Genomic DNA, 13,636 nt, shown 5'->3' with positions numbered 1-13,636 from the left:
TCGGCCCTCCTGGAACGACTCCTCGATCGCCCCCGCGGACGACCGAGGCAGTTGTTCCCGAATCTACCCGTCCCGGCCACGGTGAGCCGTCGCGGACGCTGCCCGCCGCCGTCACGGACGGTCCCCGCCCTGTCCCTGATCCGTCACTTCTCGCCGGCGAGGACGGCCAGCGGGTCGGTGTGCGCGGGGGTCCAGCCCAGCTCGGCCTCGGCGCGCGCCGGGGTGAGCTGCTGGTCCAAGGCGAAGGCGTCCGCGACCGGGCCCATCTGCTCGCGGGCCTGCTTCAGCGTGATGGAGGCGACCTTGCCGTCCAGGCCGACCGAGCGGGCGACGGCCAGCGCGCACTCCTTGGCGGTGGGGTTCACCCCGCCCACGCCGACGTACACCGAACCGGGCTTCGCCCTCAGGGCGGCGACGTACAGCTCCGCGATGTCGTCGATGTGCACCAGCGCCCAGTGGTTCGAACCGTCGCCGATGTAGGGAACGGCACCCGCTTCCTTGCCCGGGACGGTGTAGAAGAGGTCGATCAGGCGGTTCTCACCGCCGTACAGCAGGCCGGGCTGCACCACGACGGGACGGCCACCCTGCTGCGCGCGCCGCAGGACGGCGTACTCCACCGGCTTGCGCCAGGCGACCAGGGACGGCGGGTTCCAGGGGGCGGTCTCGTCCACGACCCCCTCCGTGTCGCCGTAGACCCAGGTGCCGCCGGTGTGCACATAGGTGCCGGTGCCGATGCCGTCCTGCATGGCGGTGGCGGCCGCGAGGTCCTCGTCCCCGGTCTCGGCCTGCGCCAGGTGGACGACCGCCTCCGCGCGGGCCGCCGCCGCGTTCAGCACGTCCAGATCGCCCAGCCCGCCGCGCACCGGAGTCGCCCCGACGGAGGCGACGGTCTCGGCGGCGCGGTCGTTGCGGGCCAGCGCCTCGACGGTGTGTCCGTGGCGGACCAGCGCGCTGATGGTGGCCTTGCCGATGTAGCCGGATCCGCCGGTGAGGAAGATCTTCATGGTCGTGGCTCCTGTCTCCGTGTGACCGGTCTCCGTAGACCGGTGACGTCGCTGACCAGCCTGCGCTGGGGGACGGATCCCCGTCCAAGACCTGTTCTGCCGCCTGTGATACCCGCAGGGCATGAGCCGGCCCGAGGTGTCGTCGCCGACGAACGGCTGATGCCCGGCAGGCATCACGGGCGCCGAAAGAGGTCTTGGACATGCGCCCGTCCCCGCCCGGACCTTGGGACGCACACCCCCGCCGTGCCTCACCAGCCAGGAGGATGCCCCATGTCCCAGACCGACGCGGCGCGGCCCGCCACCCCGGCGGCTCCCGCGCACCCCGGCATATCGCGCGCCCTGACCCTGCTCCTCGCGGTGGCCACCGGTGCGATCGCCGCCAACGTGTACTACGCCCAGCCGCTGCTCGCCGTGATCGCGCGCTCCCTGGGCACCTCCACCGGCGCCGCCGGTGCCGTCATCACCGTCACCCAACTCGGTTTCGCCGTGGGCCTGGTGTGCGTGCTCCCGCTGGCCGACATCGTCAAGCGCCGTTCCCTGGTGAGCGTTCTGCTGCTGCTCGACGCCGCCGCGCTCGCCGCGGTGGGCTTCGCGCCCCGACTGGCCGTCGCGCTCGTCGCCTTCGCCGCGCTCGGCCTCGCGAACGTCGCCGCCCAGGTTCTCGTGCCCGCGGCGGCGCACCTCGCCGACGACACCCAGCGCGGGCGCACCGTGGCGACCGTCATCAGCGGTCTGCTCACCGGCATGCTCCTCGCTCGGACGGTCGCCGGCATCGTGACCGAACTCGTCGGCTGGCGCCCGCTGTTCCTCGGCGCCGCGGTGCTGATGATCCTCGTCAACGTCGTCCTGCGCCGCGCTCTGCACGGCATCGACGCCGCCCCGGGCCGGCCCGTCGGCTATGGCGAGGTACTGCGCTCCACCGTCCGCGTCTACCGAGCCGAAGCCGCGGTCCGCGTCCGCTCCGCCTACGGCGCCCTGGGCTTCGCCGCGTTCAGCGTCTTCTGGTCCACCGCCGCCCTGCACCTCAGCCGGGCCCCGTTCGGCTACTCGCCCGCCGTCATCGGCCTGTTCGGCCTGCTCGGCGCCGCCGGCGCGACGGCCGCCAATCTCACCGGCCGTGTCCGGCGGCACACCCACCCCATGCCCACCGCCGCCGCGATCGCCCTCATCGCCGTCGCCTACGCGGTGCTCCTGGCCGCGGGCAACACGCTGGGCGGCATCATCGCGGGCGTGCTGATCCTGGACATCGGCGTCCAGGGGCTGCACGTGCTGAACCAGCGTGTCATCTACGACGTCGACGCGGCTGCCCGCAACCGGGTCAACAGCGTCTACATGACGTTCTACTTCCTGGGCGGCGCCCTCGGCTCCGCTCTGGCGTCCTTCGTATGGCCGAGGGCCGGCTGGACCGGCATCTGCCTGACCGGCCTCGGCGTCACCGCACTGGCGACCGCGCTGTGGGCCCGCACCTCCGGCCGGGTGCACCGCGCCGCCCGGCACACGCGATAGCACAGCTCACCGCGTGCGGACATCGTGCGACAGCCCGACACCTTCCCGAACGCCATGCACATCGCCGCGGTCAGGGCGGTGCACGAGCACCTGCTGCCCAGCGTGCGGGCCCTCCAGCAGGCCGTCGCCGCCGAAGCGGAGCGGGGGCACGACGTGGCGAAGGTCGGCCGCACCCACCCGGGGGACGTCCCGCTCAACGTCGGCCGGGGGTGGTCCGGTTACGCCCACCAGCTTGAGCAGGCGTGCGAACGCGTCGTCCACTCCTTCGCGGGGCCGCTCGAAATCGCCCGGGTGCCTCGGCCAGGCTGCGCGCGCCGGCGACCCAGTGCGAAGCCCGCGGCGTCCAGGGCTCCGACCTCGACCGGGAGCGGATCGGCGAGTACGTCGACCGGTCGCTCATGCTGCTCACCGCCCCCTCGCCGGTCAGCGGCCACGACAAGACCTCCGCCATCGCCCACAAGGCGAACGACGAGGGAACCGCCCTGCCGGCGGCCGCGCCGGCCTCCGGTCACGTCAGCGCCGAGGAGTTTGACCGGATCGCCGGGCCGGCTGCCGTGGTCGGGCCGACGCCGCGGCACGCGTGAGCCGTGCCGGACACGTGGCCGCCGCCCGGACCCGGTGCTCACCGGGTCCGGGCGGCGGCCCGGGGCGTGGAGCGGCTCAGCCGCGCAGCGTCGCGACCGGGCTGTTGTACGCCTCCGCCGTCAGCACCGGGCGCCGTGCCGAGCCGGCCCCCGCCGGCCAGGACAGCCGGACGGTCCGGGACTCGCCGGGCAGCAGCCACAGGTAGTTGTCGCTGTACAGCGTCGGCAGCACCCGGCGGCCGTGCGCGTCCTCCAGCAGCGACAGCCGGACCATGGCGGCCACCGCCGACCCCTGGTTGCGGATCACCGCCGTCAGCTCCTGACGGTCACCGGAGCGCGACCACCGGGTGATCGCACCCGTGAGCTTCACCTGCTTCGCCTTGTTCAGCCCCCGCAGCGCGGCGGGCTCCCGGTAGCGCCAGTAGGTGTTCCGCGACAGCTCCCTGCCCCGGGAGTCCTGCAGGGTCAGTCGCAGCAGGTGCAGGTCCGGGAGGCCGTCCGTCCACGCGGCGGTGAACGCCTCGGCGGTGGCCGCCCGTTCCACGTCCACCCGGGCCGTCCTGCTCCCGCCGAGCTGCCGGCCGGACAGGTCGTACAGCCGGGCGGTGACCGTGGCGCCCCGCAGGTCCGCCGACGTGTGGTTCACCGCGATGACCCGCCACTTCACCGGATCGGCCTGCACGTGCAGCGGCTCGCAGGCCGAACGGGCTCCGTAGTAGGTGCCGTTGACGTCGAAGTCGTAGTCGTACGTCTGCCAGACCGTGCTGTGCCAGGCGGGGTGGGACATCCACAGCATCAGACCCGAGGCGTTGTCCCACAGGTTGGCGTTCCACGCCTCGAACATGGCGCGCGTGTTCTCGTAGTTGACGAACTGCGCCTTGCGGGCGAAGTCGTCCAGATCGCCGGACTCGCCCAGGCGGGCCTCGATGGCGGCCTTGTAGTTCTGCGGCGCCTGGTTCCCGCGCTCGCTCCAGTCGTGGTAGTACCACGCACCGCGGATCGGCCACTCCGGCTCGTCGCCCGTCATGTTGCGGATGCTCGCCGCGGTGGAGACGACGGGCATGCCGATCTCGGTGTGGAAGCCGAAGTCATGGCTGCCGTACGTCATCGGGTCGAAGTACTTCTCCGGTTCGACCCAGCCGTAGGGGCCGCCGCCCGTGATGATGCCGCCCGCCGAGTTGTTCTGGTAGAGCACGCCGGGCACCTGCTGCTCCACCGCCTCGCGCATCCCCTTGTCGATGGCGGCCGGGGGATTGCCCTCGTTCGCGCCGCACCAGACCACCACGGACGGGTGGATGCGGTAGCGCAGCACGGTGTCCCGCGCGATCGCGTTGAAGGCGTCGTGGTCCGGCGGGTCCATGCCCCACGCGTTGGGGAAGTCGTTCCACACCAGGATGCCGTGCCGGTCGCAGGCGGCGAAGAACTCCTCCCGGTCACTGCTGCCGACCCAGTTGCGGATCATGGTGAAGTTCATGTCCCGGTGCATCCGCACCGCCGCGTCCATGCGCTCCGCCGGCATCCGGCGCAGCAGTTCGTCCCAGCCCCAGTTGCCGCCGCGCGCCAGCACACGCACGCCGTTGACGCTGATCTTCAGCGGGTCCGGAGTGTTCGACACGGACTTGACGTCGGTCCACGTGTCGCCGTCGTCGGACACCTGGATGGTGTACGACTTCGGGTACGCGGTCTCCCAGACGACGGCCACGCGGTCGAACGTCCGCGAGGAGCCGAGGTCCACCCGGATCCACTGGTGGTCCTCGTAGGCGGAGGACCAGCGGGTGTTCGGGTCTCCGTCCGTGGCGTGCGACGCCGGATGGTCGGACTCCTCCGTGGAGGCGGTGGCCGTCCGGTGCAGGGCGAGGTCGGTGCCCGGGTCACTGCGGTCGACGACCCCGAACGACCACAGCGAGTTGCCCCAACTGGTGTTGCGCAAACCGCAGTTCAGGCGGACGTAGCGTGCGGTCTGCCGGTCGAAGTCCTCGACCTGCAGGCTGGCGTTGCCGTTGTTGAACGGCAGCGGCACCGCCCCGTTGTCCACCGACTTCACGTCGGTCCAGTCCGAGCCGTTCGAGGAGACCTGGACCACGAAGCTCTTCGCGTACGCCTGTTCCCAGGTGAGGTCGACCCGGTCGAACGACTCGGGGGAGCCTAGGTCGACGCTGATCCACTGGTCGTCCTCGTAGTCGGAGGACCAACGGGTGTTCGGGTTTCCGTCGGTGGCATTGGCCGCGCCGTTGCTGTCCTGGTCGGTGCTGGACGCGTCGGCGTGGGCGTGCAGGGCGAGGTCGGTGCCCGGCCGGGTGCTGTCCCGGACGGACAGGGTCCACAGGGAGCTGCCCCAGGAGGTGGCCCGCGTCAGGCAGCGGATGCGGACGTGCTGGGCCTGCTGCCGGTCGAAGGTCACGGTCTGCGTGTAGGAGTCGCCGGACGCGGTGAACGCGAGCGGTACGTCGTACTCGTAGCCGAACTGGCGGATGCCGAAGCGGGTGGTGCGCCGGTCGCTTTCCTGGCCGCCCACCGAGGCGGTGAGCGTGAGGTCGTGCAGGTGGGCCTCGCCCAGACCGTTCGGCCACCACAGCCGGGGGTCGCGCAGCCTCAACTGGCCGAAGGCCTCCGGCGCGAAGACGACGTCCATGCTCTCGCCCGCCTTCACGGTGACCGTCTTCGACACCCGCACCCCGTCGAAGGCGGCCGTGACCGTCGCCTGGTGGTCGGCGGTGTCCGCGTTGCGCACCGGCACGACGATGGTCAGCTCGGCCACCGACACATCCGGCAGCGAGGGCAGCACGGTGTCCACGCGCGGGTCGCCGATGACGACGTGACCGGTCGATCTCAGCCGGACGTGGTTCCAGATGCCCGCCGCGCGGTCGCGTACGGCCGGCATCCAGTCCCAGCCGGAGGAGGCCAAGTACGTCGGGGAGTTGAGGTTCATCTGCTGCGCGCCGGCGTCCACCCAGGACTCGCCCAGCGGACCCTTGTCACCGGGGCTGCCGGGGACCGGCATCGGCGTGATCTTCACCGCGAGCGCGTTCTCACCGCTCTCGGCGAGCTGCCGGGTGACGTCGAAGGCGGCACGGGCGAACGGGTACGTCAGGTCGCCCACCCGCGTGCCGTTGAGCCACACGTCGGCCTTGTGGTTGACGCCGTCGAACTCCAGCCAGACGTGCCGGCCGGCGCCGGTGCGCAGCCCGCGCGGGAGCGCGAAGTCCCGCTTGTACCACCAGGAGTGGCGCGACAACGCCTCCGGTATGTGCAGGTTGTTCAGACCCGCCACCGGGTCGGGCAGCTTGCCCTGCTCCACGAGCGAGCCCAGCACCGTGCCGGGAACGGTCGCGGGCAGCCAGCCGCTGGTGTCCACGGATGTCTTCGACAGGCCGGCACCGTCCGTTCCGGCCCAGTCGTCCATGGTGAGCCGCCAGCCCGACTCCACGGGCACGGTCCCGTCGTCGGCGACCTTGAGCGCCGGTCCCTCGTCGTGCTGGACACCCCAGTCGGTCCAACCGGTGGCCGAGGGGCGGTGGCCCTTGGCGGAGCCGTACACCTCGAAGCCGTTGAGGCCGAGGGGCAGCGGGCTGGAGCGCTTCCGCGAGGTCATGCGAACCCAGCGCGCGGACACCGGGCGGGGAAGCTGGACGTCCACGACGCCACCGGTTCCGGCCGTGGTGCTGTACACCGTCGTCCAGGACTCGTGGTCCACGGACGTCTCGACCACGAAGACCAGGGAGAAGCTCGACTGGATCTCGTCGCCGGTGGTACCGCTGTGCACATTGCCGGTGGTGGGCGGCGTGTACACCGGATCGGAGGCGTCGGCTTCGAAGGTGAGGCGGACCCGCGTGACCTCGCAGGCCGCCTGGAGGTCGACGGCTATCCACTGGGGATCGCCGCCCTCGGCACGCCAGCCGCTGCCCTTGACACCGGGGGAGGAGAGGCGGTCGACCACGAAGGAGCCGGGGGTGGCGGCGTAAGCCGTCGAAGAGACCGAGACCGGCCGGTAGAGCGCCAGCTCACCGGGGGCGCCGGAGGTGGTGACCGGAGCGCCGTCGGGCGCGGCGGCGGCGGTCGCCGCCGGAAGCACGGAACCGAGACCGAACCCGGCCAGCAGGGTGGTACCCGTGGTGACGATGGCCCGTCGCGACGGATGGCGCGACGGATCCGACTGATCTGTCATGAGCGTGACGTCCCATCAAAAAAGCGGTGCAGTCCGGACCGCTCCCGGTCTGGCGCAGTAGGAATGACAACGTTGCCAAAGGCTCTGCGGCGCAGCGGCTCATGTCAACCCCTGATACGTGGATCGGTCTCTGACCGATCCGGTCGTCTTGTGACGGCCTCCGCCGGCTCGTGGCTGTAGCGAACGAGGAAAGCGTGCGGTCGCCGGTCCGCGTGCGTACGTGTGACTCGGGGTGTGCGGTGCGGGAATCGGCTCGGGGTGTGGGTGCTTGACCGGGTTCCTACCGCGTTGAATGCCTGCCATGCCGCCTTCCGAGTCGTAGGGGTCTCACGTCGGCCGACCGCGACGAGGAGGCACGGTCACTCACCCTGAATCCGCCGGACAGTTGCAGATGTGATCGGTGTCCGGACGACGCCGAGGCGGACGTGACGCATCCGCGCCGACAAATCCGCTGCCACACCAGCGGGGGCCCTGGCCCGGCGGCCGCAGAAGGAGCCCCATGAGCAACCTCCCTGCCCTCCTGCCCGTACACGGCGCGTGGCACGGCCCCTGGTGCCGGCAGCCGTTGGACGAGCAGGTCCCCGACGTCGATGTGCGCATGGTCGCGCTGCCGGCAGTGGCTCGGACCTCGCGTCCCTGGGGTACCCAGCACCGACATCCTGTTGCGAGGCCGGTATCGCCATCCCGCCGCCCCTTCGGGAACACATGGCGAGGCACGCCCGGCGGGTGCGCCGCATGCACTCCTCCCACGCTCCGTTCCTCGGCCGCCCGGCCGAGGCCGGCCCGTCTGCTGAGGGAGGAACCTGCCCAGTGAGCGGTGAGATTCCGGTCCGGCGGTTCTCGTGCGGCTGTCCGGGTACGCCCGTTCACGCCGGCTCGTCCGCCTGAGGTCGTTCGGTCCGGCGAGGTGCTGGGCGTTTCGCCGCAGCCGGGTGAGCCGTCGATCGGTGCAGGAGCCGGCCCGCCGCGGATGACGCTCACGTGTCGGTGAGGCGCCACGGGGCGCCGGCCGCCGTGGGACGGGCCTTGGCCGAGAGCCGGAGGGCGTACACAGGGCGGTCGTCATCGGGGGCGGGGCCGAGGTAGTGGTGTCCGGTCATGTGACACCAGGCGGGCAGGTCGAGCGGGGCTGCCGGATCGGTGTCGACGACGTGGACCACGGTGCCCGGCTCGGCACCGTCGATTTCCCCGCGCAGGCGCATCAGGAGGGTGACACAGAGCAGGCCGGTGTCGTCGACGGTGATGTCCGGCGCTGGGATCTCCTGGTTCGCCAGGCTCATCGACGGTAGGCGGTGGCGGCGACGGCGGGAAGGAGAGCGAGCGAGAGGACGCCGCCGGTGAGGGCGAGGGCGGGGTAACTGGTGGCGGCCACCATGATGCCGGAGGCCATGCCGCCGGTGGCACCGGCGATGGCGACGGAGACGTCGACCACGCCCTGGGTCCGCGCGCGGGTGGCCAGCGGCACGGTGTCGGTGATGATCGCCGTACCGGAGACGAGGCCGAAGTTCCAGCCCAGCCCCAGCAGGGCCAGGGCGAGCGCGAGGAGGGCGACGGAGTCACCGGGCGCCGCGGCGGCGAGGAGACCGGCGGCCAGCAGGGTGATGCCGGACGCGGCTGCGATCTTCATGCCGGTGTAGCGGTCGACGAGCCAGCCGGTCAGCGGCGACGGCAGGTACATCGCGCCGATGTGGAGGGCGATGACGAGGCCGGACGCGGCGGTGCCGTGCCCGTGGTCGTGCATGTGGACCGGCGTCATCGTCATGATCGCGACCATGACGAGCTGGGACAGGACCATGACCAGTGCGCCGAGGACGACGCCTCCGCGCCCCTCGCCCCTGCCGACGACTTCGGAGACGGCGGGGTGCGAGGTCGCGTCGGCCTCCTCGGCCTCGGCGACCGTACGGGCCAGGAGCAGAGGGTCGGGGCGCAGCCAGAGGGCGAGGACGAGCGCCGCCAGCGCGTAGGCGGCGCCGGACAGCATGAAGGGGCCAGCGAGGTTCGGTATGCCGAGGCGTTCGGCCAAAGTGCCGGTCGGCGCGGCGAGGTTGGGGCCGGCGACACCGCCGAGCGTGGTCGCGACCAGGACCGTGGCTACGGCGCGGGCCCGGTGACCGGGGTGGGCGAGATCGGCTCCTGCGTAGCGGGCTTGGAGGTTGGTGGCGGAGCCCGCGCCGTAGACGAAGAGGGCGATGAACAGCAGGACGGGGTTGTCCAGGGCAGCGGCGGTGATGACGCCCGCCGAGCCGACGGCACCGGTGAGGTACCCGGCGGCGAGACCGGGACGGCGGCCGCGATGCTGGGAGATGCGGCCGACGGCGACCGCGGTCAGCGCCGATCCGGCGGTGAGCAGGGCACTGGGAAGACCGGCGAGGCTCGTCGAGCCCAGCATGTCCTGCGCGAGGAGCGCGCCTACGGTCACCCCGGCGGCCAGGCCCGCGCCGCTGAGGACCTGGGAGGCGACCAGCACGCGCAGGATGCGGCGCTGCGCCTGCGCGGGGTCGCATATGTGGGGCGTCGTACCGGCGGGTGCGGTGCTGGTCATGTCTCTCCCGGGGCGGTGGTGTCGCCGTGCACGGGGGGAGCCGAGCACGGTTGGGACCTTCGTACGGTGCGTCCGAAGGGATTCATACTGTGCTTTCGAAGGGCCTCGTACGGTGCCGTCCGAAGTGGCTTCCTACTAAGGCGACTTCGTACGGTGTGTGGAGTGGTTTCGTGCGGAGCCGTCCGAAAGGGGCTCGTATGGAGGCGACTTCCTGCGGAGTGTCGTGACGCGCCGGTGCGCCGGCCCACAACCTTCCGTTGCGGGTCGGCGCACGAGACGGAGCGAACTAGGTGCCGGCGCTGATGACGTCGATGCCGGGCTCGTTCGCGGCGGACGACGCTGCCAGGACGGCCAGGGCCGCGCGCTCCCCGGAGGCGAGGGCGCCTTCGATGTGTCCGGCATGCTCGGTGGCCGTCTCGGTCGATGCCCAGTGCAGCCGGCCGTGGAGCGTCGGGCGTTGATAGAGGCGGTGACCGAAGAGGGAGTGGTCGTCCAGGCGCTGGACGGAGGAGGGGGAGGTCCACCGCTCCGCGCTCCAGTCCTGCACGTACAGGGCGTCAGGGGTGGCCGCGGCGGGGCCGAAGAGCTGAGCGAGCTGTGCGCGGACGGCCTGGTCGAAGCCCGGGCGGAAGGTGCGCGTTGGCGAATCCGAGCAGCGCGCCAGGCCGCCCGTCGGGCCCTGACATGTCGTCAACCCTCTGCATCGGTCAGGTCCTGCTGAACGCGGCACCGTCCAGTCCCCTCTCCCGCCAGCACGCGAAGGGGTACGGGGCGACGACCTTGGCGACGGCGCCCATCCAGACCGACGTGGCCCGGGCAAGACGCAGGAGACCGGCGGGAAACGTGTTCCCGAAGTCGATGTACTCCACGGCCAGCGCGGGCGGCAGGGCCAGCACGACGTGCTCGGCGCGGAGGGTGCCGTCCGGCGTCTGCACGGCAAGCCCTCCGCGGCCGTCGGGGTGGATGGCGGTCGCGGGGCTGTTCAGTCGCACCGTGCCGGTGGGCAGCGCGGCCGTGAGGGCGGAGGCGAGGCTCTGCGGTCACGGCGGGGTCCGACATGCGGCGCTCTTCCTGCGGAGAGGAAGGGTTCCGGACGTCGACTCCGCGCTCGACGGGTTCAACACCTTCCACCCCCTCGGCCGCACCGGCACCCCCGACGACGTCGCCGCCACCGTCGCCTTCCTCCTGTCGGACCAGGCCGGCTGGGTCACCGGCGCCGTCTGGGACGTCGACGGCGGCGTCATGGCCGGACGCAACTGACCCGCCCCAGCACTCCGCCCACACTTCGGACGGCGCCGCCCGGGGTGACACCGCCCACTGCCCAGGCCGAGCGGGCACCCCTGGGCGCTGGAGCCGCACGGCGGTCGCGGGCCGGGCGGTCACCCGGCCCGCCGCACGTCCGCCGGACGGCCGCACGGGTTCCTCAGACCGGGTGACCGGTCTGCGCGATGTCCTCGGCCAGACCGGCGAGTTCGACCTCCGGGTTGAGCAGGGCGACGATCTGCGGCGTCATCGGGCGCCCCGCCAGGACATGGCGGACGGCCGCGACGTCGACGGGGGTCTCGTAGTACTCGGACGCCCACTGTGCGTAGGCCTCCGGTGAACGGTCGACGAGGAGTTCGAAGAGGACGTCGGCGCCGTCCGGGTCGCCGTCGGCCTTCTCGGGGAAGACGATGGCGCCGGTCCGCCAGGCGGGGTCGGTCGCCCGCCGCCACAGACACCAGGTGACGGAGGGGACCCCGTGCTCGTCACGGAACGCGGGCTCCGTGACGTACCGGTGGAAGACCTCAGGCACGTCGTCGAGCACGCCGGGCCACACCGCGGGGACGTCCATGCGGGCCCAGGGACTCATGGGCGACGTGTGGTCGAAGCCCCGGACGTACGCCCCGGCGCCCGAGAACACGATCGTGTACTCGCTCCCGAGCCCGTCCCGCATCGACGCCCTCCGCTCGCCCTCCTTCCCGTGCGCGTCGAAGGAGTGGAACCGCCCGTCCAGCTCCGGGCTGAGCACGGCGTCCAGCATGGCGAGCCCACGGCAGTGGTCTCGCAGTTCCTCGATGCCCGGCAGCGCCCGGGCCACGTCGTGTACGGTCACGCGGCCGCTCCGTCCCGCTCCGCTGTCAGACGAGCCATTCGAAGATGTCGTCCCAGAAGGCTGAGTCGTCCACATACGGCTCCGGGCCGATCATGCGCTCCCGAAGATCGGCGACGGCGGCCGCGCGCACCGCGTCGTCGTCCGATTCCAGGGCGTCGCTCGACTCGGCGATCAGCCCGAGGAGCACGGCGAGCACAGGGAGCGAATCGGCGGCCAGTCCCTTCCAGCCGGCACCGTGGTCCCACCCGTTGGGGTCGTAGTGGGTGATGCCGCCGTCCGCCGCTCCGAGCATCAGGTGCTGATCGCCCCAGAGGGCCACGGTGAAGCAGAAGTTCGTGGGCGGGGAGTCGTCGTCGGGGTAGCGTTTCCCGTAGATCTCGTCGGCATCGAGCGGCTCCCACTCGTCCTGGTCCCGCAAGTGCCTCGTGTCGATCCCCGCGACATCCAGGTCGACGGCGGGGAATCCGACCGTGAGCAGGAACTCCCTGGACTGGGCATGCGTCAACTCGGCCGGCAGGGCGGCCTCGTCCGGTCGCCAGAGCGAGCCCTCGCCCAGCCGTTCCTCCAGCCACGCCGCATCCGGCATCAGTGGAATGTCGTTGCTCTTCACCGCATGGCCCCCATGGATCCCGCATCGTTCGATCAGTGCGGGCCCCAGTCAACCGCACAGCCGCTCGGCGGACGCCAGGGAGTGCCACCCAGTGCGCTGAGCTCGTGGGTTCGCCGGGTCGGAGGCCGTGGCGGTCGCATGGATCGCGACGCCGAGCTCGACCGCATGGAGCAGGTACTGGTACGCGTCCCCGACCGGGGCTTCGCCTTCTACGAGTTCAGGCCGCTGGCGATCGGGGGCCACCACGGCCACCCCGCGCAGCCGCAGGCCCTGCACCGCCACCCGAGCCGGCGCAGCGCCAACGCCCGGCCCCCCGACGGACTCGCCGCCCAGCGCGAGGAGCGCGCCCGCATCCGCGGTGAGGGGGCATCCGCCGGGGCGGACGCCCCCTCGCCGTGGCAGCCGGAACCCGAGTGGGTCCTCGCGTCACCTTCGCCAGAACAGGTGGTGCGTCACGCCGCTCGGGCTGGGTACGACCTCCAGGTGGAACCGGTCGAGCAGCTCGTCCGGGGACTCCCAGAGTCGCAGACCGGACCCCAGCTTCACCGGCGAGACCGCCACGTGCATGGTGTCGACGAGGTCGGCATCAAGGAACTGCCGGATGGTGGTGACCCCGCCGCCGAGCCGGACGTCCTGGCCCCGCGCCGCTTCCCGCGCCCGTGCGAGGACCGTGGCCGGGTCGTCGTCGACGAAGTGGAACGTGGTGTCGGAGAGCGTGAACGACGGACGCTTGTGATGGGTCATGACGAACACCGGCGTGCGGAACGGGGGCTCCTCGCCCCACCAGCCGCGCCACTCATGATCCGGCCAGGGCCCGCGCTGCGGCCCGAACTTGTTGCGGCCCATGATCTCGGCGCCGATGTTGCGTGCGAAGTCTCGCGTGAAGTAGTCGTCGAGCCCCCGGCTCCCCCCGGGATCCGTGCGCATGGGCCAGCTCGCCGTGGCTCCGGCCCAGGCGAAGAGCCTCTCGGGACGGTCAAGGCCGAACGGTCTCTCGAGACTCTGTTGCTCACCGGCACCGATCCCATCACTCGAGACGTTGAAGTTCATGACTCTCAGTAGCTGATCCACGTGTTTCCTCGCAGGTCCCGTCATGTCATCGTGCGGCAAGGCGCCGCACATCATGACGT

The 13,636-nt window shown here is 71.8% G+C and carries 12 protein-coding genes and 1 pseudogene; 4 read left to right on the top strand and 9 right to left on the bottom strand.

Features of this window, described 5'->3' with window-relative positions; translation table 11 throughout:
• Window positions 1-143: 143 nt before the first annotated feature.
• Window positions 144-1,004, bottom strand: a complete 861-nt coding sequence (locus OO52_RS25315; RefSeq protein WP_030646131.1) for an NAD-dependent epimerase/dehydratase family protein — start codon at window positions 1,002-1,004, stop codon at window positions 144-146.
• A 270-nt stretch (window positions 1,005-1,274) separates the two neighbouring features.
• On the opposite strand from OO52_RS25315, the gene OO52_RS25310 reads away from it, so the two are divergent.
• From OO52_RS25310 to OO52_RS50985, 3 genes and pseudogenes are all read left to right on the top strand, one after another.
• Window positions 1,275-2,510 (top strand): MFS transporter, encoded by a 1,236-nt coding sequence (locus OO52_RS25310; RefSeq protein WP_051818509.1) that lies wholly within the window; start codon window positions 1,275-1,277, stop codon window positions 2,508-2,510.
• Between the two features lie 54 nt (window positions 2,511-2,564).
• A pseudogene (locus tag OO52_RS47805) lies at window positions 2,565-2,711 on the top strand (lyase family protein); the annotation flags it as partial.
• A gap of 41 nt (window positions 2,712-2,752) precedes the next feature.
• Complete coding sequence (locus OO52_RS50985) at window positions 2,753-3,094, top strand: hypothetical protein (protein WP_158712558.1); 342 nt, start codon at window positions 2,753-2,755, stop codon at window positions 3,092-3,094.
• Window positions 3,095-3,170: 76 nt separating this feature from the next.
• On the opposite strand, the gene OO52_RS25295 is transcribed toward OO52_RS50985, so the two are convergent.
• From OO52_RS25295 to OO52_RS52960, 5 genes are all read right to left on the bottom strand, one after another.
• Complete coding sequence (locus OO52_RS25295; RefSeq protein ID WP_030646124.1) at window positions 3,171-7,259, bottom strand: discoidin domain-containing protein; 4,089 nt, start codon at window positions 7,257-7,259, stop codon at window positions 3,171-3,173.
• 977 nt (window positions 7,260-8,236) lie between these two features.
• On the bottom strand, window positions 8,237-8,539 hold the full coding sequence (locus tag OO52_RS25290; protein WP_030646122.1) for a sulfurtransferase TusA family protein: 303 nt from the start codon (window positions 8,537-8,539) through the stop codon (window positions 8,237-8,239).
• Window positions 8,536-9,801: an MFS transporter gene (locus OO52_RS25285; RefSeq protein WP_030646120.1), complete on the bottom strand. Its 1,266-nt coding sequence runs from the start codon at window positions 9,799-9,801 to the stop codon at window positions 8,536-8,538. The genes OO52_RS25290 and OO52_RS25285 overlap by 4 nt, the downstream gene beginning before the upstream one ends.
• A 286-nt stretch (window positions 9,802-10,087) precedes the next feature.
• On the bottom strand, window positions 10,088-10,495 hold the full coding sequence (locus tag OO52_RS52965) for an FAD-dependent oxidoreductase (RefSeq protein ID WP_051818507.1): 408 nt from the start codon (window positions 10,493-10,495) through the stop codon (window positions 10,088-10,090).
• A gap of 13 nt (window positions 10,496-10,508) precedes the next feature.
• Complete coding sequence (locus OO52_RS52960) at window positions 10,509-10,793, bottom strand: FAD-dependent oxidoreductase (RefSeq protein WP_234339682.1); 285 nt, start codon at window positions 10,791-10,793, stop codon at window positions 10,509-10,511.
• Window position 10,794: 1 nt separating this feature from the next.
• Here OO52_RS52960 and OO52_RS52955 point away from each other — a divergent pair, with 1 nt between their 5' ends.
• A complete protein-coding gene (locus OO52_RS52955; protein WP_037629266.1) occupies window positions 10,795-11,061 on the top strand; it encodes an SDR family oxidoreductase in 267 nt (88 codons plus the stop codon).
• A gap of 163 nt (window positions 11,062-11,224) precedes the next feature.
• Here the strand turns inward: OO52_RS52955 and OO52_RS25270 are convergent, their stop codons facing one another.
• From OO52_RS25270 to OO52_RS25255, 3 genes are all read right to left on the bottom strand, one after another.
• Window positions 11,225-11,896: a hypothetical protein gene (locus tag OO52_RS25270; protein WP_030646119.1), complete on the bottom strand. Its 672-nt coding sequence runs from the start codon at window positions 11,894-11,896 to the stop codon at window positions 11,225-11,227.
• A gap of 25 nt (window positions 11,897-11,921) precedes the next feature.
• Window positions 11,922-12,482, bottom strand: a complete 561-nt coding sequence (locus OO52_RS25265) for an SUKH-4 family immunity protein (RefSeq protein ID WP_030646116.1) — start codon at window positions 12,480-12,482, stop codon at window positions 11,922-11,924.
• A gap of 450 nt (window positions 12,483-12,932) precedes the next feature.
• Entirely contained in the window at window positions 12,933-13,577 is a 645-nt protein-coding gene (locus OO52_RS25255; RefSeq protein WP_030646111.1) for a dihydrofolate reductase family protein, read from the bottom strand.
• Between the last annotated feature and the right edge of the window lie 59 nt (window positions 13,578-13,636).

It is taken from the genome of Streptomyces flaveolus (assembly GCF_000716535.1).
Lineage (GTDB): Bacteria > Actinomycetota > Actinomycetes > Streptomycetales > Streptomycetaceae > Streptomyces > Streptomyces flaveolus_A.
The sequence above is the reverse complement of the archived record's forward strand: the minus strand, read 5'-3'. Positions and strand labels throughout refer to the sequence as shown.

Excerpts from the sequence above, each read along its gene's own strand:
- OO52_RS25265 (WP_030646116.1), bottom strand. The coding sequence starts at position 12,482 with ATGCCGGATGCGGCGTGGCTGGAGGAACGGCTGGGCGAGGGCTCGCTC.
- OO52_RS25310 (WP_051818509.1), top strand. The coding sequence starts at position 1,275 with ATGTCCCAGACCGACGCGGCGCGGCCCGCCACCCCGGCGGCTCCCGCG.
- OO52_RS25290 (WP_030646122.1), bottom strand. The coding sequence starts at position 8,539 with ATGAGCCTGGCGAACCAGGAGATCCCAGCGCCGGACATCACCGTCGAC.
- OO52_RS25295 (WP_030646124.1), bottom strand. The coding sequence starts at position 7,259 with ATGACAGATCAGTCGGATCCGTCGCGCCATCCGTCGCGACGGGCCATC.
- OO52_RS25285 (WP_030646120.1), bottom strand. The coding sequence starts at position 9,801 with ATGACCAGCACCGCACCCGCCGGTACGACGCCCCACATATGCGACCCC.
- OO52_RS25315 (WP_030646131.1), bottom strand. The coding sequence starts at position 1,004 with ATGAAGATCTTCCTCACCGGCGGATCCGGCTACATCGGCAAGGCCACC.